18 protein-coding genes are annotated in these 18,597 nt (G+C 58.1%); 12 read left to right on the top strand and 6 right to left on the bottom strand.

All coding sequences use genetic code 11. From position 1 onward, the window contains the following. Nucleotides 1–18: 18 nt before the first annotated feature. The 5 genes from lspA (at nucleotide 19) to mutL (ending at nucleotide 6,043) form a co-directional block, all read left to right on the top strand. Entirely contained in the window at nucleotides 19–495 is a 477-nt protein-coding gene (lspA, locus tag Q8O73_RS04055; protein WP_305555348.1) for a signal peptidase II, read from the top strand. 80 nt (nucleotides 496–575) lie between these two features. Continuing rightward, nucleotides 576–1,130: a DUF3035 domain-containing protein gene (locus Q8O73_RS04050; RefSeq protein WP_305555345.1), complete on the top strand. Its 555-nt coding sequence runs from the start codon at nucleotides 576–578 to the stop codon at nucleotides 1,128–1,130. Between the two features lie 154 nt (nucleotides 1,131–1,284). After that, entirely contained in the window at nucleotides 1,285–2,697 is a 1,413-nt protein-coding gene (locus Q8O73_RS04045) for a pitrilysin family protein (RefSeq protein ID WP_305555342.1), read from the top strand. A gap of 2 nt (nucleotides 2,698–2,699) precedes the next feature. Then, complete coding sequence (locus tag Q8O73_RS04040) at nucleotides 2,700–4,055, top strand: pitrilysin family protein (RefSeq protein ID WP_305555340.1); 1,356 nt, start codon at nucleotides 2,700–2,702, stop codon at nucleotides 4,053–4,055. 119 nt (nucleotides 4,056–4,174) lie between these two features. Continuing rightward, complete coding sequence (gene mutL / locus Q8O73_RS04035; RefSeq protein ID WP_305555337.1) at nucleotides 4,175–6,043, top strand: DNA mismatch repair endonuclease MutL; 1,869 nt, start codon at nucleotides 4,175–4,177, stop codon at nucleotides 6,041–6,043. 3 nt (nucleotides 6,044–6,046) lie between these two features. Here mutL and Q8O73_RS04030 read toward each other — a convergent pair whose 3' ends face one another. Further along, on the bottom strand, nucleotides 6,047–6,898 hold the full coding sequence (locus Q8O73_RS04030; protein WP_305555334.1) for a GNAT family N-acetyltransferase: 852 nt from the start codon (nucleotides 6,896–6,898) through the stop codon (nucleotides 6,047–6,049). 177 nt (nucleotides 6,899–7,075) lie between these two features. Between Q8O73_RS04030 and Q8O73_RS04025 the strand changes: the two genes are divergently transcribed. After that, nucleotides 7,076–8,149, top strand: coding sequence for a siderophore-interacting protein (locus Q8O73_RS04025; RefSeq protein ID WP_305555331.1), 1,074 nt, complete (start codon nucleotides 7,076–7,078; stop codon nucleotides 8,147–8,149). Between the two features lie 11 nt (nucleotides 8,150–8,160). Here Q8O73_RS04025 and Q8O73_RS04020 read toward each other — a convergent pair whose 3' ends face one another. From Q8O73_RS04020 to Q8O73_RS04000, 5 genes are read right to left on the bottom strand one after another with little or no spacing between them, the layout of a single operon-like run. Then, the gene (locus tag Q8O73_RS04020) at nucleotides 8,161–9,081 is read right to left on the bottom strand and encodes a hypothetical protein (RefSeq protein WP_305555328.1); all 921 of its coding nucleotides are present in this window, start codon (nucleotides 9,079–9,081) and stop codon (nucleotides 8,161–8,163) included. 29 nt (nucleotides 9,082–9,110) lie between these two features. Further along, on the bottom strand, nucleotides 9,111–10,043 hold the full coding sequence (locus Q8O73_RS04015; RefSeq protein ID WP_305555325.1) for a metal ABC transporter permease: 933 nt from the start codon (nucleotides 10,041–10,043) through the stop codon (nucleotides 9,111–9,113). Beyond that, nucleotides 10,040–11,257 (bottom strand): metal ABC transporter permease, encoded by a 1,218-nt coding sequence (locus Q8O73_RS04010; RefSeq protein ID WP_305555322.1) that lies wholly within the window; start codon nucleotides 11,255–11,257, stop codon nucleotides 10,040–10,042. Before Q8O73_RS04010 ends, Q8O73_RS04015 begins: the two co-directional genes overlap by 4 nt. Nucleotides 11,258–11,260: 3 nt before the next feature. After that, nucleotides 11,261–12,067, bottom strand: a complete 807-nt coding sequence (locus tag Q8O73_RS04005; protein WP_305555319.1) for a metal ABC transporter ATP-binding protein — start codon at nucleotides 12,065–12,067, stop codon at nucleotides 11,261–11,263. Nucleotides 12,068–12,078: 11 nt separating this feature from the next. Beyond that, nucleotides 12,079–13,062, bottom strand: coding sequence for a metal ABC transporter solute-binding protein, Zn/Mn family (locus tag Q8O73_RS04000; protein WP_305555316.1), 984 nt, complete (start codon nucleotides 13,060–13,062; stop codon nucleotides 12,079–12,081). Between the two features lie 149 nt (nucleotides 13,063–13,211). Between Q8O73_RS04000 and mntR the strand changes: the two genes are divergently transcribed. From mntR to Q8O73_RS03970, 6 genes are all read left to right on the top strand, one after another. Continuing rightward, entirely contained in the window at nucleotides 13,212–13,646 is a 435-nt protein-coding gene (gene mntR / locus Q8O73_RS03995) for a manganese-binding transcriptional regulator MntR (RefSeq protein ID WP_305555313.1), read from the top strand. Between the two features lie 178 nt (nucleotides 13,647–13,824). Then, the gene (locus Q8O73_RS03990) at nucleotides 13,825–14,874 is read left to right on the top strand and encodes a LacI family DNA-binding transcriptional regulator (RefSeq protein ID WP_305555310.1); all 1,050 of its coding nucleotides are present in this window, start codon (nucleotides 13,825–13,827) and stop codon (nucleotides 14,872–14,874) included. After that, nucleotides 14,871–15,899: a PotD/PotF family extracellular solute-binding protein gene (locus Q8O73_RS03985; protein ID WP_305555307.1), complete on the top strand. Its 1,029-nt coding sequence runs from the start codon at nucleotides 14,871–14,873 to the stop codon at nucleotides 15,897–15,899. The genes Q8O73_RS03990 and Q8O73_RS03985 overlap by 4 nt, the downstream gene beginning before the upstream one ends. Before the next feature lie 71 nt (nucleotides 15,900–15,970). Then, on the top strand, nucleotides 15,971–16,798 hold the full coding sequence (locus Q8O73_RS03980; RefSeq protein ID WP_305555304.1) for an ABC transporter permease: 828 nt from the start codon (nucleotides 15,971–15,973) through the stop codon (nucleotides 16,796–16,798). Further along, nucleotides 16,795–17,574 (top strand): ABC transporter permease, encoded by a 780-nt coding sequence (locus Q8O73_RS03975; RefSeq protein WP_305555300.1) that lies wholly within the window; start codon nucleotides 16,795–16,797, stop codon nucleotides 17,572–17,574. The genes Q8O73_RS03980 and Q8O73_RS03975 overlap by 4 nt, the downstream gene beginning before the upstream one ends. Continuing rightward, on the top strand, nucleotides 17,567–18,595 hold the full coding sequence (locus Q8O73_RS03970) for an ABC transporter ATP-binding protein (RefSeq protein WP_305555297.1): 1,029 nt from the start codon (nucleotides 17,567–17,569) through the stop codon (nucleotides 18,593–18,595). The genes Q8O73_RS03975 and Q8O73_RS03970 overlap by 8 nt, the downstream gene beginning before the upstream one ends. Nucleotides 18,596–18,597: the final 2 nt, after the last annotated feature.

Below are 18,597 nucleotides of genomic sequence, written 5' to 3'. Positions count from 1 at the left end.
TGTGGCGGGATTGAAAGAATGGCGATGAAATATCGTGCCTTTGCCTGGAACTTTTTGCTGTTGGGGCTGGTTTTTCTGGCTGATCAGTGGACCAAACAGATGGCGATTGACGGCCTGTCAAACCCGACGCGCCTGATTGAGGTGACGCCGTTCCTGAATTTTCTGCTAGCCTGGAACAGCGGCGTTTCGTTTGGTCTGTTTCAGGATAATGCGCCCTGGGTGATGATTGCGGTGACCGCCGCGATCACCATTGGCTTTTTGATCTGGATGTGGCGGACCCGCGACCGCGTGTTGGGCATTGCGCTGGCGCTGGTGGTTGGCGGGGCGGTTGGCAATCTGGTGGACCGGCTGCGTCATGGGGCGGTGACCGACTTTATTGACATGCATGCCTATGGATATCACTGGCCGGTGTTTAACCTTGCTGATGCGGCAATTACCATCGGTGCGGTGTTATTGTTGATCGATTCCGTATTTGGCGGTAAAAAATCTTCCTGAGACAATTATACGTCAAACCATCCCCGGTTTTGACGACAGAATGGCATGAGGCAGAAATGGCCCGGAAATATCGGATACCCTTGATCAGGATCGCAGCACTGACCGGATTGGCGCTGGCGGTTTCCGGTTGTGAGTCGGCCCGCGAAACGTTTGGTCTGAACAAACAATCGCCTGATGAGTTTCAGGTTGTTTCCCGCGCACCGTTAAGCCTGCCGCCGGACTTTACCCTGCGGGTGCCCGATCCGGGTGCTGCGCGTCCGCAAACCGGCACCACCACTGATCAGGCACGCCGCATTTTGACCGGGCAGTCATCCGATACGGTGGTGCGTGACATTAACGAAGCCAATCGCAGCAATGGCGAAGTGGTTCTGTTGTCGCAATCGGGGGCGCAATTTGCCGATCCGGCAATCCGCACGACGGTTGATCGGGAAACCTCGATCTTTATCAAGGAAAGCGAAAGCGTGGTCGACAGTTTGCTGTTCTGGCAGGAAAAGCCGGAATTTGGCACGCAGGTTGACCCGGCCGCCGAGGCGCAGCGCATCCGCGACCAGCAGGCACTGGGCGGTTCGATCACCGAAGGGGAAACCCCGACGATTGAACGCAAAAAGAAGGGCTGGCTTGAAGATATTTTCTGATCGGACGTATCGTCCGACCTTTTCATCCGGTATGGCAGGGGCGCGGATTATCCGCGCCCTTGTTCCGTCATAATCCCTTTATAGATCAGGTGGGTGTTTGTCGCCGTATAACGGCAGACATTCATCCCCTGACAAAGAACCGCAAGGAAGTGGCATGAAATTTCCATCCCGATTGTTCCGGCGTCACTGGCAGGCGTTGCTGCCGGTTATGGTGTTTATCCTTTTTGCGCCCGGCCTTGCCCGTGCGGCTGTTTTCAACCCGGAAACCATGACCCTGGCCAATGGCATGGAAGTGGTTCTGATTGAAAATCATCGTGCGCCGGTGGTGTCGCATATGGTGTGGTATCGGGTCGGGGCGGCCGATGAAGTGCCCGGCATTTCCGGCATTGCGCATTTTCTGGAACATCTGATGTTCAAGGGCACCGAAAATCTGGCACCCGGCGATTTTTCCAAAATTGTGGCGCGTAATGGCGGCAATGACAATGCCTTTACCAGTTGGGATTACACCGCCTATTTCCAGAACATCGCCCGGGATCGCCTGGATATGGTGATGGAAATGGAAGCCGACCGGATGCGCAATTTGCAATTGTCCGATGATGTGGTTCTGCCGGAACGCGATGTGATCATCGAAGAACGCCGGTCGCGGATTGATAACAGCCCCGGTGCCCTTTTGGGCGAACAGATGCGGTCGTCGCTGTTTATGCAGCATCCCTATGGCCGCCCGATCATTGGCTGGCTGCATGAGATGCAGCAATTATCGACCGAAGACGCATTGGCATTTTATCGCCGCTGGTATGCGCCCAATAATGCCATTCTGGTGGTGGCGGGCGACATCACGATGGACGAGTTAAAGCCGCTGGCGGAAAAATATTACGGCGCAATTCCGGCGGGCGAGATTACCGCCCGTCAGCGCGTGCTGGAACCGACCCAGCATGCGCCGCGCAAGGTGGTCTTGCAAGATACCCGTGTCGGGCAACCGTCGATGTCGCGTTATTACCTTGCCCCGTCCTATCGCAGTGGCGATCCGGAACAGGCCGCCGCCCTTGAAGTGCTGAGCGAAATTCTGGGGTCGGGCACCACCAGCCGCCTGTATCGCGCCCTTGTGATCGATCAGGCGCTGGCGACGGGGGCGGGCAGTTTTTATGACCCGGTGGCGGTTGATATGGCGACCTTTGGATTTTATGCCGTACCGCGTGACGGGGTGGAACTGGCCGATCTGGAAGCCGCCCTTGATGGCGAAATCGCCAAACTGATCACAGACGGGATCAGCGAAGACGAACTGGATCGCGCCCGCCTGAAATTGCTTGATAGTGCGGTATTTGCACGGGATTCCCTGTCGGCGGCCGCCCGTGTTCTGGGCGAGGCATTGGCGGTGGGATTAAGTGTGGATCATGTCGAAAGCTGGCCCGACCGGATTAACGCCGTGACGCTCGATCAGGTCAATGAAGCAGCGAAAGCCGTGCTGATTGACCGGCAATCGGTGACCGGCTGGCTGGAACGCCCGGCGGGTGCCGATGGTCCGGCCCTGCCAACCGCCCCTGTCACCGGCGAAACGGAACTGCATTGATCATGATGAAAGTATTTTTTTCCATGACCTCCATGACCCGAAATCTTTCTGGCGTTTTTGTTGTGCTGTGCGTTCTGATGGCGGGGTTTGCCAACCCGGCCCGCGCGGTCGAGGTACAGGAAGTCACCAGCAAGGGCGGCATTACCGCGTGGCTGGTCGAAGATCATTTAAATCCGTTGCTGACGATTGATTTCAGCTTTCGCGGGGCGGGTGCGGTGACCGATCCGGCCGGGCGCGCCGGGTTGGCCAATATGGTGTCGGGCCTGCTGGATGAAGGGGCGGGGGAGATGGACAGCCAGACCTTCCGCACCGAAATGGAAAACCGGTCGATCAGCCTGTCTTTTGATGCCGGGCAGGATCATTTTGGCGGGTCGCTGGTGAGCCTGACCCGCGAACGCGATACGGCAATTGATTTGCTGCGCCTCGCTCTTTCGGAACCGCGATTTGACGAAGAAGCGATTGAACGCATCCGCGCCCAGGTGATCGGCGGTTTGCGCCGGGCGGAAACCGATCCGGGGTCGATTGCGCAGCGGGGCTTTTTTGCCAAAATCTTTGGCGACCATCCTTATGCGCGTCCGGTATCGGGCACGTTTGAGTCTGTTGCGGCGATCCATCAGGCCGATCTTCGGGAATTTGTCCGCAAATCTTTGGCGCGGGGCAATCTGGTGATTGGTGTTGCCGGGGATATTACGGCCGATGAACTGGGGCCGCTTCTGGATGAAGCCTTTGGCAGCCTGCCCGATCAGGCCGATATTGCGACTGCCCCGGCGATTGCCCCGGATTTTGGCGGGATTGAGGTGATTGATCAGGCCAACCCGCAAAGCCAGGCAATCTGGGGCCAGAAAGGCATTCCTCGCAAGGACCCGGATTTTTATGCCGCCTATGTGATGAATTACATTTTGGGCGGTGGCGGTTTTTCATCGCGCCTGACCGAGGAAGTCCGCGAAAAACGCGGGCTGGCCTATGGGGTTTATAGTTATCTGGTTGATCTGGAACAGGCGGAAATGATGCTGGGCGGGGTGGCGACGCGCAATGATGCGATCGGGCAAAGCCTGTCGCTGATCCGGGCGGAATGGCAGAAAATGCGCGATGACGGGGTGACGCAAACCGAACTTGATAACGCCAAATCCTATCTGACCGGGGCATTCCCGCTGCGCTTTACCAGCCTTGGCAATATTTCGGGCATGCTGGTTGGTATGCAGGCCGATGATCTGGGTATTGATTTCATCGACCGGCGCAATGGCTATATTGATGCGGTGACGCTCGATGACGTCAACCGGGTTGCCAAAGACTTGCTGGACCCGGACAATATGACGGTGATTGTGGTCGGTCAGCCGGAGGGGGAACTGGCGTTTTAGGCCGGAACCGGATCGAAAAAAACGGACTAAATATCGAGGGCGCGGCGAAAGGGATTTCGCTGCGCCTTTGGCTTTGATAGGGTCCCTTTGTCTTTTTCAGATCACGAGCATCGCCTTTCATGACCCTGCGCATTCTGCCCCAGACCCTGATCAACCAGATTGCCGCCGGTGAGGTGGTGGAGCGCCCGGCGGCGGCGTTGAAAGAGCTGGTGGAAAATGCGCTGGATGCCGGGGCGGGGCGGGTGGATGTCAATCTGCGCGATGGCGGGCGGACATTATTGACCGTGACCGATGACGGGCGCGGCATGACGCCTGAGGAACTCAGCCTTGCGGTGGAACGTCATGCGACGTCGAAACTGCCGGATGATGATCTGTTCAATATTGCCTTTATGGGATTTCGCGGCGAAGCCTTGCCTTCCATTGGGTCGGTATCGCGCCTGCGCCTGACCAGCCGCCCCAAGGGGGCGGACAGTGCGTGGTCGTTGCTGGTTGAGGGTGGGGCCAAGGGCGAACCTGAACCCGCCGCCCATCCGGCGGGCACGCGGGTTGAGGTGCGCGACCTGTTTTATGCCACCCCGGCGCGGTTGAAATTTTTGAAAACGGCGCGGACCGAACAGATGTATGCCCGCGAAATCATCGACCGGCTGGCGATGGCGCGGCCTGATGTCGCCTTTAGCCTGTCGGGCGATAACAACAAATCGATTGTCAATTATCCGGCCTGCGCCGGGGATTTGTTCGATGCCCGGCTGAAACGTCTGGGGGCGGTGATGGGCCGCGACTTTCAGGATAATGCCATCAGGATCGAAGCGGAACGCGAAGGCATTCGCCTGACCGGCTATGCCGGGGTGCCGACCCTTAATCGTGGCAATGCGCAAATGCAATTTCTGTTTGTCAATGGCCGCCCGGTGCGGGACCGTTTGTTGCAGGGGGCTGTGCGCGGGGCCTATCAGGATTTTCTGGCACGGGACCGTCATCCGTTGTTGGCGCTGTTTTTCGAGCTTGATCCGCGCGAGGTCGATGTTAATGTCCATCCCGGCAAAACCGAAGTACGGTTTCGCGACCCCGGTCTGGTGCGCGGCCTGATTGTCGGGGCGCTGAAACATGCGTTGGCCGGGGCGGGGCACCGGGCGGCAACCACGGTGGCCGATATGGCGCTGGGCGCGATGCGCCGCGAAGGACAGGGCGGTGTAACCCTGCCGTATGGCAATCGCCATTATGGGGGTTCCCATCCATCGCAAGCGGCGGTCCATCAGCATTTTGCCGCGCAATCGCCGGGTTTGGGCAGTGGCCTGTTTGACCGCGGGCGCGACTTTACCGGGCAGAATGAGGCCGCAAATTCCGGGAACGCTGGATTTGCCGCCGCCCCGCCATCGGCACGGGTCGATGCCACCGATGCGCGTTATGTTGATCATCCCCTGGGCGCGGCACGGGGGCAGGTTCATGCCAATTACATCATTGCGCAAACCCGCGACGGTCTGGTGATTGTTGATCAACATGCGGCGCATGAACGCATTGTCTATGAACGGATGAAGGCCGATCTGGCCGAAAGTGGCGTTAAGCGGCAGGGATTGTTATTGCCCGAAGTGGTCGAACTTGACGAAGCCTCGGCCGAACGGATTGCCGAACGGGCCGACGAATTTGCCGAACTGGGGCTGGTTCTGGAACCTTTTGGTCCCGGTGCGATTGTGGTGCGCGAAGTCCCCGCCTTGCTGGGCAAGGCCGATGTTGCCGGGCTGGTGCGGGATCTGGCCGATGAACTGGCGGAGCTGGGCCACGGTATGGCGTTGCGCGACCGTTTGATGCATGTCTGTGCGACCATGGCCTGCCACGGATCGGTGCGGTCCGGGCGGGTCTTGAATGCCGATGAAATGAACGCATTGTTGCGCCAGATGGAAGCCACCCCGCATTCCGGCCAGTGCAATCATGGCCGCCCGACCTATGTCGAACTGAAACTGCACGACATTGAAAAAATGTTTGGGCGGCGCTGATTTTTATCCCAGCTCGAAACTGCTGATGCCGTAAATCATGTCAAGGTCCAGCTTTGGGGCCGGGCCGCGATACATGCGGGCCGTTTCAAATTCTGCCACCATGCCATGATCTTCGACCAGCATCCGGGCATGATGGTTGGGTTCGGGGATATCAAGCCATACCGGGCCATCCTGATCCGCCCGGCTGGCCAGCAGGGCATGAAACACCAGGCGGGCATCGTCGATATAGGCAGCAAAAAGCGGCCCGATTTTGTGACCGGTGCGACAGGGGCGCAGAACGCCATAACCGCGCACCCCCATCGGCCCGTGCAGACCAATCGCAACATGATCAGGGGCGGACAGCCAGCCTTTGAGAAAGGGCAGGCGGCCTTCGGGAAACAGGCGATTGGTTTGTTCAAACGCATCAATCACGCCGATATCGGCGATATCAAGTGTAAACAGGTCATGGTTTTTGGGGGCATTGGCAATGACCACCCCGCCAAAACGCAGATTGCGGTGGGCAAATTCAAAGCCCGATTTGCGGTAATTGTCCTGCTGATCAATCACGCCATCAAGGCCGATGGTGGCCGCATCATTGGCGGCAAGGGCGGCCTGCCATAAACGGTAGCCAATCCCCTGACCGCGCCGGTCCGGGCGGCAGATGTAAAATCCGACAAAGCCAAATTGCGACCCATAACGCACCGCCGAAATCACCGCCGCCAGACCTTGCCGGTCAAACACGCCCCAAAATCCTTCGGGATCGGCATTGAAAAAGGCATCGGCATCATGCAGGCCGGGATTCCATCCCTCATCCGCCGCCCAGTCAAGGGCGGTGCGGAAATCGGTCATGCCAAGATGTTTGATCCTGTCTTTCATGGTCGGGTCGATCCTGTCTGGTTAGCAATTGTCATGACTGGCCTATAGCAGAAAAGCAGGAGGTCTGCCGACAGGGAATTGGTGGCAGGCGATGCGATGGGAGAATTTAATTGAGAATGAGTTTTAATTGTACTATCACCGGTGATGCTGTCCCGACAGGAAATTTCAGGTTCATTCATGACAAAATCCTTATTGATCGCCCGCACGCAAATCACCGTTCCCGATGTCGGGGCGGCGATTGTCGCCCTGTGTGATTATTATGCCCTGTATGATTGCGAGGTGATCCGGCACGATGATGTGGCGGTCATCCGTCTGTCAGCCGGGCAGGGGGAATTGCGCGCAGAAAACGGGATGTTGTCGGTGACGGTATCGTCGCGCACCGATACCGATCTGGCCTATATGAAGGCCGGGCTGATTGCCATTCTGGGGGAATTGGTGCCGACTGCCGATCTGGCGGTGACATGGCGCGGTGATGGGACGACGGGCGGGAAATTACCCAATTTTCGCGAATTGCGGGTCAGCAGCATCACCGATTTATCGGCATCGATGCGGCGCATCCGGTTTACCGGTGTCGATATTGGCTGTTATGACGGCGGGGCGATCCATGTGCGGTTATTGTTGCTACCACCTGGCAGTACCGCACCGCGCTGGCCCTATCTGGCGGAAAACGGGGCGCCTGTCTGGCCGGACGGGCCGGATGCCGCCATTCCGCGCGTCTATACCATTCGCCGCATGGATGCGCAGGCGGGCTGGCTGGATGTGGATTTTGTCCTGCATGGCGATAACGGACCGGGATCGATCTTTGCCATGCGGGCCGCACCGGGCGATCCGGTGGGGATGACCGGGCCGCTGGGCACGGCTTTGCCCGATGCCGAATGGTATTTGTTGGCCGGGGACGAAACCGCCCTTCCGGCGATTGGCCGGTTTTTGGAAGAATTGCCGGAAACGGCGCGTGGCATGGCAGTGATTGCGGTGGACGGGCCGGACGATATGATTGAACTGGCGACAAAATCGGCGATTGATATCAACTGGGTACAGCGCAGTCAGGCCGCAGGCGACAGCGATGTCCTGTTTGAAGCGGTACGCGATATTACCCTGCCGCTGGACCGGCACCGGGTTTTTTGCTGGGCCGGGGTGGAACAGGCGACCTTTCGCGCCCTGCGCGGCCTGTGGCGAGAGGATATCGGGTTGGACCGCGATCAGTGTCTGGCCTCGACCTTTTGGCGGCATACCGGACGGGATGCCGCGTAATCCGGACAGGGTCAGGGTGCCGTGCTGCTTTGATGCAAATCCGGGGCGAAATGCGCCACCGCATGGTCAAGATCAACCAGAATTTCCCGCACCAAAGGCGATGCCGCCTGATGATCCGGATGGCCGGGATCAGCCAGATCATTCATGGCGCGGATGACGTCGTGATTGGACGGGCGGGGGGCGGTGGTGATGGTGCGGCTGTGATCAAATACCAGTTGCCGGGCGGTCCCAAAGGCCATGATTTCATCGGCGGCATCGGGCAGGGGTGCGTCGCCATCGGGCGCAAGCGTATGTTTGAGGGCCAGCCCGGTCATATGGGAGGGGCTGGCGAACAGGGTGGCGGTGATCATGCGAAAGGCCAGAATATCGGCAATCAGATCTTCGCGCCGGGCCGTATCGGGCAGGGCATTGAGGGCAAACAGATCGGCATCAATTTCATGGGCCCGTTCGGTGGCGGGGTCTTCGTTGATATGATCCGGCGTGCAATGGCGCACCTCGTGACGCATCAGCCAGCCATAGGCGATATCGGGTGAACTGGCATAATGCAATCGTTCCCCCAGCCAGCCCTGCATCAGGGCGGAAAATATGTCGGTTCCGCGTTCCGGGCTTAGGGCATCGGGGATGAAAATCTGGCAGGGGATGGCATCATTGCCGCCGGTGCGCCCGGTCACGGCAAAGGGGGACCGGGGCAGACGGGCAAACAGGCTGGGCGCATCGGTGATGCGGTCCAGACCCAGAGTCTTGTCAATAATCGCCAGAAACTGATCGCGGCTGGCAAAGCCGTGGACGCGGACATCTTCAAACGCCCGCAGATGGTCTTCGACATCCTGAAGGGTGCGAAATTGCTGCGCCTGGGCGGAAACAAAAACCGTGCCGACAGTGGCGATCATTGTGGCGGCGATCAGGGCGTTGCGCAGCATGTTTACGGTCATCGGTCATCCTGTTGTCGGTGATTCCGGGGTTATGCCCCGGCAGCACTTTGACTGGTGCGTTTGCGTTGCGGACCAAACAGGCAGGCAAGGCCCAGAATGATACCGGCAATGGTTGCAATCATGCCCGCCGCACTGACCGCATAGGGCGACCCGAACCAGCCGGGGCCATATCCGGCGAGCACATATCCCAGTATGGCCGAGATTGTGGCGAAAATCACGCTCCAGCCGACCTGATGATCAAGGCGGTTGGTCATCAGCCGTGCGGCAGCAGGCGGACAGACAAACATCGCAATCACAATGATCGACCCCACCGCATCAAAGGCCGCGACGGCGGCAATCGCCGTTGCGACCACCAGTGCAAATCCCAGCAATCGGGTATGAATGCCAATCGCCCCGGCAAAGGCGGCATCAAAGGTCGAGATTTTCAGTTCTTTCCAGAACAGGGTCAGGAACACAATCATCGCGGCAAGGGTAATTGCCAGACGTGACAATTGCGGCGGCAGAGTTGCAAGGGCAACCGGGTCCAGCAGGGAATGCCAGCCTTCGGCATCAAACCAGATCAGGCTTTCAAGATTGCCCAGCAAGGCATGTTCGACATCAATATGCACCGAACTGGTGTCGCTGCGTTCCAGAAACAGCACCCCGGCGGCAAACAGGGTTGTGAAAACCAGACCCATCGCCGCCCCCGGTTCAACCCGGCCCAAACGTTTGACGATTTCAATCAGAACCACCGCCACAATCGCCGCGACCGCCGCCCCGATCATCATCGGCCAGGCGGCAATCGTGCCGGTGACCAGAAAGGCGGCAACAATACCGGGCAACACCACATGGCTGATGGCATCGCCAATGAGGGCCTGACGGCGCAGCAACAGGAAATTGCCGGGCAGGGCACAGGCAATGGCGGCGAGAATGCCAATGACAATCGGCGGCAGGCTGAGCTGGACAAATTCGGCACCCATCATGCCATCCCTTCGCGTTCGCACAGCGACCGGTCGATATCGGCGATCTGGTCGCGTGTCATGACATCTTCAATCGGGGTCAGTCCGTCATAACGGTCCAATACCGAATCATCGGGAAACAGGCGGCGCACCGCCCCCCAGCGGGCCTCGTCGCGCAGGGATTTTTCCGCCGCCGCCCGGCCGCGCAGGGTGGCAACATTATCGCGGCGAATCAGACCGGATTGCCGCAAAATCCGCAAGGTCAGCCCGTCATAAATCGGTTCATTGCGGGCCAGTGCCAGCAATCCCTGACGGCGATGGACCCGGCGCTGAAACCGCCAGTGCCGCAAGGCCGAGGCCAAGGCCCCGCGCAGCGGTGAAAACAACAGGGACAGCACAAAAAAGCCAAACGCCACCAGCACAATGATCGGCCCGGTCGGCAAGGACGAAGCCGCCGAAGATAACGCCGCCCCGATATAACCCGATACCCCGCCAATCACGGCGGAAATGCCAATCATCGGGCCGACCTGATTGGTCCAGAAACGCGCACAGACGGGCGGGATGATCAGCAATGCGACAATCAGGACCAGCCCGACAATTTTCAGCCCGATCACGGTGACAATCAGGGCAAGACCCATCATCGCCAGATCGGTCAGACGGACATTGATCCCGGTGGTTGCGGCATATTCAGCATCAAACGCCACCAGTGTCATCGGGCGGCGCAGGGCAAAAACACACAGGGCGGCAATTGCCCCGGCAACGGCAATGGTGGCGGCCTCGCTGATCAGCATCCCGGCGGTGGCCCCCAGAAGGAAGCCCTCCAGCCCGGCCTGACGGCCCGACGACATGGTTTGAATGATGGTCAGAAGCACAATACCCAAACCGAAAAAGACCGATAATACCGCGCCAATGGCGGCGTCTTCGGACAGGCGGGTTTGCCGTGTGATCCATTCGACACATAACAGGCCGATCGCCGATGAAATCGCTGATCCGATGATCAGGCCGGGCAACCAGCGCCCGTCGCCGCCAAAGGCGACCATCACGATAAAGGCCAGGCCGACACCGGGCAGGGTGGCATGGCTGATCGCATCGGATACCAGGGCACGTTTGCGCAGGAAAATAAAGGCCCCGGCCCCCCCCGCCGCCAGCCCCAGCAATCCGGCCCCAATTGCTACCAGCGCGCTGTTATAGCCCGCTTGCAGGGTCAGGGCGGTGATGAAATATTCGATGAAAGTCATGATCTACCCGGCGCTCAGACGCAATTCGTCGATATGGGTGGCCGCCAGTCGCCCGCCATAGGTTTCCTGAAGGTTTTCCGGCGTAAAGGTGGTCAGGGTCGGGCCTTCGGCGATGCGGCGGACATTGATCAGCAACACCCGGTCAAAATAATCGGTGACGGTTGACAGATCATGATGGACGCAGACCACGGTGCGGCCTTCGTCCCGCAAGGATTTCAACACATCGACAATGGCGCGTTCGGTGGCGGCATCGACCCCGGCAAAGGGTTCATCGAGCAAATAAAAATCGGCATTTTGCGCCAGGGCGCGGGCCAGAAACACCCGTTGTTGTTGCCCGCCGGATAATTGGCCAATCTGGCGGTCGGCGAAATCGGCCATGCCGACCCGGTCCAGACACGCCATGGCCTGTTGCCGGTGGCGGGTGCCCCACAGGCGAAACAGGCCGATATCGACATAAAGCCCCATCAGGACGACATCAATCACCCGTGCCGGAAAATCCCAGTCCACACTGGCGCGTTGCGGGACATAGGCCACCCGTTTGCGCGATTGGGCAAAGGGGTGGCCAAAAATCCGGACTTCCCCCGACAGGCGCGGTACCACACCCAGAACCCCTTTTAAAAAGGTTGATTTACCAGCGCCATTGGGGCCGATAATCGCCGTCATGCTGCCCGCCGGGATGCTGGCATCGACCGAAAATACCGCCGGTTTGTGGCCATAGGACACGGTCAGCCCGCGCACTGTCAGGGGGGCGTCTTTGCCCGCCACATCGACAATGCGGCCCGATTCGGCAATCAGTTCTGCGCTGTTCATCACATTATTCCTTACAAGCCGGGGGCTAGTTTGCCCTGCATGCCCGTGGCCGGGGCGGTGCCGCCCAAGGCCCGGGTAATGACAGTGACATTATGATCAATCATCCCGATATAGGTGCCTTCATAGGTGCCCGGATCACCCATCGCATCGGAATAAAGGGTGCCGCCAATCGAAACCGCCTGCCCGCGGGCATTGGCCCCTTCGATCAGGGCGCGAATATTGCGATCCGATACCGAACTTTCCACAAAGGCGGCAGCGATCTTGCGATTGACGATCATATCGACCAGTTCCTCGATCCGGCGCAATCCGGCCTCGGATACTGTGGAAATGCCCTGAATGCCTTCAACATCGAAATCATAGGCTCGGCCGAAATAATTAAAGGCATCATGCGCCGTCAGCAAGACCCGGCTCGTTTCCGGAATGCTGGCCAGAACCTTTTTGGCATAGGCCGACAAATCATCAAGTTCGGCGAGATGACGTTTTGCGTTGGCAGTATAAAGATCGGCACCGTCCGGGTCGGCTTCGATCAGGGCATCGCGCACGGCATTCACCACATGGGACCACAGTTCCGGATTCATCCAGACATGCGGGTCATAACGGCCCTGGTAATCGGCGTGGCTCAGCAGGTTTTCGACCGGAACGGCTTCGCCAACCGCCACCACCTTTCGGCGTTTGCCCAGATCCATAAAGAATTCTTCAAGCTGCGCTTCAAGATACAAGCCATGCCACAAGACCAGATCGGCGCGCGCCATCGCGGCAATGTCGCTGCGGGTCTGGCGATAGGAATGGGGATCGATGCCTGGCCCCATCAGGGTGGTGACCGTGGCGCGGTCGCCTGCGACCTGCCGGGCGGCATCGCCAATCATCGAGGTGGAGGCGACGACATCCAGCGGTTTGGCCGATGATGCCCCTGTGCCAGTGACAATCCCGGTCAGGATCAAGGCCGTGGCAAGGATCAGGCGGGAAAGACGGGGGGGTAGGCGCAAGGCAGTCATCAGGACAATCTCCGGCGATCAGGATGCAGTTTGCAATCGTTCCATAAATACCCTTTGTTTATGTGCGGACTTTGAAACTTAGTCAAGGCTAATTTGATTTTTCCGGGCTGTCTTGATATGAAGAAGGGGGATTGCAGAAGGACAGGGCGATGGGTGATCAGGCAGACTTGCCAACACGGCATAATCAGGCGGAAGTTTTCGCGCAATTGCGCGAGGCACATGCCCGCGAAGTGACCGAGGATTATGTCGAAATGATCGCCGATCTGATTGATGCAGAAGGCGAGGCAAGGGCGGTGGCACTGGCAGGGCGGTTTGGTGTGACGGCGGCGACGGTCAATAACACCATCAAACGTCTGGAACGCGACGGCTTTGTCACCAGCAAACCCTATCGGGCGATTTTCCTGACCGATCAGGGCCGCGAACTGGCCGAAAAATGCCGGGAACGGCATCGGGTGGTTTATGAATTTCTGATCGCGCTGGGCGTTGATCCGGCGATTGCCGAATTCGATGCCGAAGGTATCGAACATCATGTCAGCATCCAGACGCTGGAAGTTTTTCGGGATTTTGTGCGCGCCCGGTCCTGACTCTGATCTGTTCTCACGCAATCTTCGGCCCTTGAGGGTATCCCGAAATTTCCTGATTTTGCGGACGGGTTAAAATCCTGCTCGACAGCGTTCAAAAATTCGCATAGCGTTGGTTAAACGATTAATCATCCCATGTTGCATGGCATAATTTATGGCATTGAACCGTCCGGGACCCAATTTGGGCAAGATTGCTGCGGCTGTTGGTGTGTCAACGGCAACGGTGTCCAATGCCTTGTCAGGCAAGGGGCGGGTGTCTGCCGATCTGGTCGATACCATCCGCAAAGTGGCCGATGAATTGGGATATGTGCCCAGTCAGGCCGGGCGTGCCTTGCGCACCGGAAGGTCGGGGGTTTTGGGGCTGGTGTTGCCCGATATTGCCAATCCACTGTTTCCGCAAATCGCCCAGGCGATGGAGGCTGCGGCCTCGCAGGCGGGCTATGGTGTGTTGATTGCCGATTCGCGCGGGGATGTCACCACCCAGACCCAGGCGATCAACCGCCTGATTGAACGCGGTGTGGATGGCATGATTATTGTGCCCCGGCGTGGCACCCGCATCGCCGATATTGATTGTCCGGTCGCCGTGGTCGATACACCGTCCACACCGGGCAATACGGTATCGGCCGATCATTGGGGCGGAGGACGGCAAATTGTCGAACATCTGGGGGCACTGGGTCATAAACGCCTGTTGCTGATCGGGTATGACCCGGCATCGAATGTGCAAAATGACCGTATTGGCGGCATGAAATCGGCATTGATGCCCGATATGTCTGCCGAAACCATCTGGCTGAAAAATCTGGAACAGACGCAGGGGGCGGGTTGCGCGATGGGATTGACCGGGCGGGTACAACAGGGTTTCACCGCCTTTGCCGCCGTATCGGATTTGCATGCCCTGCGTGCCCTGACCGAATTGCAGCAGGCCGGCATTCGCGTGCCCGAACAGGTCAGCGTGACCGGATTTGACGATCTGATCTTTGCGCCGGTTATCACCCCGGCCCTGACCACCATTCACATGAATATGGCCACCATTGCCGATATTGCCGTTGCGGCACTGGCGCGGGCCATCGATGCGACAATCACAACAAAACCGGGGGACAAAACCCGGAAAACCGGCGGGACCATTGTGGTTGCCGAAACGTCCGAAGTTCCGATGGAACTGGTTGTCCGGCAGTCGTCGGGGCTGCCGAGTATCCTCCTATCAAGTCAATCAGAAGGAACATCTGTATTATGACGATCAACAAGATTTTGCTGGCATCGGGTGCTGCGTTGATGCTGTCGGTGGGGGCAGCCAGTGCGCAGGACCGCACCCTGACGATTTCGGTCTATGGGTTTGCCCAGGATGCCTACAAGGAAATCCTTTATGATCCGTTCGAGGCCAAATGTGGCTGCAAGCTGGTGGTTGAAACCGGCAACAGCGTTGAACGGCTGGCCAAGATCGAAGCCAACCGGGAAAATCCGGTGATCGACATGGCGGTGGTTTCGGCCACCGATGCGCTGGCCGCGGCACGGGCCGGTCTGACCGAAAAAATTGATCCGGCCAAATTGTCGAATTTTGATTTGCTGTATGACAAGGCCCGCGATCCAAACGGTGATGGCATGAGTATCGGCTATACATTCTATGCCAGTTCGATTGCCTATCGTTCCGACAAGGTGGACATCACATCATGGGGCGACCTGTTGTCGGATGATCTGGCCGGCCGGGTGGCGCTGCCCAATGTGACAACCACGCAAGGCCCGGCCACCCTTTATATGCTGGGCAAGGCAATGGGCGACGAAGCCCCGGATTTGAAAGCACCGATTGCCGCTGTGGGCGAGCACAAGGACGAGATCGTTACCTTTTATGTCCGGTCGTCGCAACTGGTGCAGTTGATGCAACAGGAAGAAATCTGGGCGGCACCGATTGGGCGTTTCGCCTGGAGCGGATTTTCAAAGATGGATATGCCGATCAAATGGGCGACCCCGAAAGAAGGTCAGGCCGGTGGCATGAATGTGATGATCCTGACCAAAGACGGCAAAAATCAGGACCTGGCGCTTGAATTCATGGATTACTGGTTATCGACGGAAATCCAGACCGCGTTGGCAGAAAATCTGGTTGATAGCCCGGCCAATATGGAGGTGACGGTTGCACCCGACATTGCCGAAAACCTGACGATTGGCAAGGAAACAGTCGAAGGGCTGAACATCATTCCGGCGGCACTGGAGCTTGATAACCGAGAAACATGGTTGTCGGAATGGAATACAAAAGTCGCCCAGTAAGACATCCGGGCGACCCCCGGCCTGAGTGATATCAGGCCTTTTTATCACATTTGGACGACAAGGTTACGGACATGTTTCAGAACCGGGCCGAAGCCTTTGCGCTTGTATTGCCCGCGGCTGTTTTTGCGGGCGTCACCTTTCTGGTGCCGGTGGTTGTTTTGCTTTCCGAAGGATTTCGGGGGGCGGATGGCTGGACAATACAGGCCTATATCGACTTTTTTTCCCATCCGCTGAACCGGACGGTTTTTGTCCGGACATTGAAACTGGCGGCGATGGTAACGGCGGTTGCGGCGGTGATCGGCTATGCGGCGGCCTTTGCCATTGTCAATCTGCCGCCCAAGGGAAAGGGCCGCATGATCGGCCTTGTCGTCCTGCCGCTGATGATTTCGCCGGTGGCGAGAACCTATGCCTGGATCGTTATTCTGGGCCGGACCGGGATCGTCAATCAGGCCCTGACTTCCATCGGGCTGAGTGACGAGCCGATCCGGTTTCTGTTTACCGAAACGGCCGTGTTTATTGGCCTGTTGCAGCTTTTCCTGCCGCTGATGATCATTTCGCTGGTCAGTGCATTGGAAAACATGCCGCGAGATGCGGTGCCTGCGGCGCGGGTATTGGGGGCCAACTGGTTTCAGGTGTTCTGGAAAGTTATCCTGCCTCTGACCCGCGAGGGTCTGGTGATTGGCGGTACGCTGGTTTTTACCGGGTCGATGACCGCCTATATCACCCCGGCGATTCTGGGCGGGTCCAAGGTTTTGATGCTGGAAACGCTTTTGTATCAGCGGGTCACGGTCGCCAATGATTTTGTTGCGGCCAGTGTGATTGCCCTGATCCTGATCGTCATGGCCTTTGCCGCCAATTTGCTGCTCAAGCGGCTGGCAACTGCAAGGAACAAAAGATGATGTCACGTTTATACACACCGACCATTCTGGGGCTGGTGCTTTTGTTCCTGATCGGTCCTTTTGTCATTATTATCGCCGCCTCGTTATCGGCGGGTGAAACACTCGCCTTTCCGCCCGATGGCCTGTCGCTGCGCTGGGTGATCAAGGTGTTCGAGGTCGAAAGTTTCCGCACCAGTTTCGGTATTTCGATGTTTCTGGCAATTGGCGGTACGCTGGCGGCCCTTGTTTTGGGTATTCCGGCGGCCTATGCGCTGGCGCGTTACAAGGTGCCGTTTGGTGAAACAATCCGCACCGTTGTTTCAGCACCGATCATTGTACCGGGGATTATCGTTGGTCTTGCCTTGTTGCGGTATCTGGTCGTGCCGTTTCAGTTCGGCATTTTGCCTGCGCTGTTTCTGGCCCATACCGCACTGATCCTGCCCTATGCGGTGCGGGTGGTGTCGGCCAGTCTCAATAATTTGCGCGGCGATATTGAAGAAGCCGCCGTGTTGCTGGGATCATCGCGCACCGGGGCGTTTTTCCGGGTGGTGATGCCCAATATCCGGGGCGGCATTCTGGCGGCATTTATTCTGGGCTTTGTCACCAGTTTCAATCAGGTGCCGGTATCGCTGTTTTTGTCCGGGCCGGGGGTGCGGACCCTGCCGATCGATATGCTGGCCTATATGGAAATCACCTATGACCCGTCGGTTGCCGCCCTGTCAGCGCTGCTGGCTTTTATGTCGCTGGGGATTGTTTTTCTGGCCGAACGTTTTCTAGGATTTTCACGCTATGTCTGATTCCCGTTATCTCAGCCTTGAAAAACTGACCCTGTCTTATGGCAATACAATTGCCGTTGGCGATATGAATCTGGATATCGGCAAGGGTGAACTTGTTGCCCTGCTGGGGCCGTCAGGATGTGGCAAAACCACCACCATGCGCGCCATTGCCGGTTTGTTGCAGCCGACATCGGGCACCATTCGTCTGGACGGTGTTGATGTCACCCGCGTTTCGGCCAATAAACGGGCGGTGGGGCTGGTGTTTCAGTCCTATGCGCTGTTTCCGCATCTGAATGTTTTTGAAAATGTTGCCTTTGGCCTGCGGCTGAAGGGAATCCGCGGGCGTGATCTGGAAAACCGGGTGGAAGGCGGCCTTAAAACCGTGGGCCTGTCGGATTTTGCATCGCGCAAACCCGCCGAACTGTCGGGCGGACAGCAACAACGAGTATCGCTGGCGCGGTCAATGGTGATGGAACCCAAGGTGTTGCTGCTGGATGAACCGCTGTCCAATCTGGATGCGCGGTTGCGTCTGGAAATGCGGGCGGAATTGCAGCGCGTCCAGAAACAAAGCGGTATCACGATGATTTTCGTGACCCATGATCAGGTCGAGGCCCTTGCGCTGGCGGATCGAATCATTGTGATGCTGAACGGGGCGATTGAACAGATCGGCACGCCCGAAGAAATTTACAACCATCCGGTATCGCCGTTTGTTGCCGATTTTGTCGGTTTTGAAAATGTCTTTGCCCTGGAAAACGGCAAGATGAAAACAACCGCCGGAATGGCGGATCTGTCATCGGATGCACCCGGCGGGGCGGTTGGTCTTGCATGGCGTCCGTCGATGGTGGCCCTTGGTTCCGGGCCCTATCAGGGAACCGTGCGCGGCAGTTCCTTTGCCGGGGGCACGCGGGAATATTTGCTTGATACCCCGTTGGGGCCGATCAAGGCGGAAACCGATGCCAGCCTTGCCGCCCATGAATTCGGGGCGGTTCTGAATTTTGATTTGCCGGTGGCAAAGGCCGCGCAATTGTCGCGTCTTGGGTAACG

Source organism: Thalassospira sp. (genome assembly GCF_030690045.1).
In the GTDB taxonomy this organism is placed as follows: Bacteria; Pseudomonadota; Alphaproteobacteria; order Rhodospirillales; family Thalassospiraceae; genus Thalassospira.
Note: the sequence above shows the minus strand (reverse complement) of the source record. Positions and strands in the feature narration are given on the sequence as shown.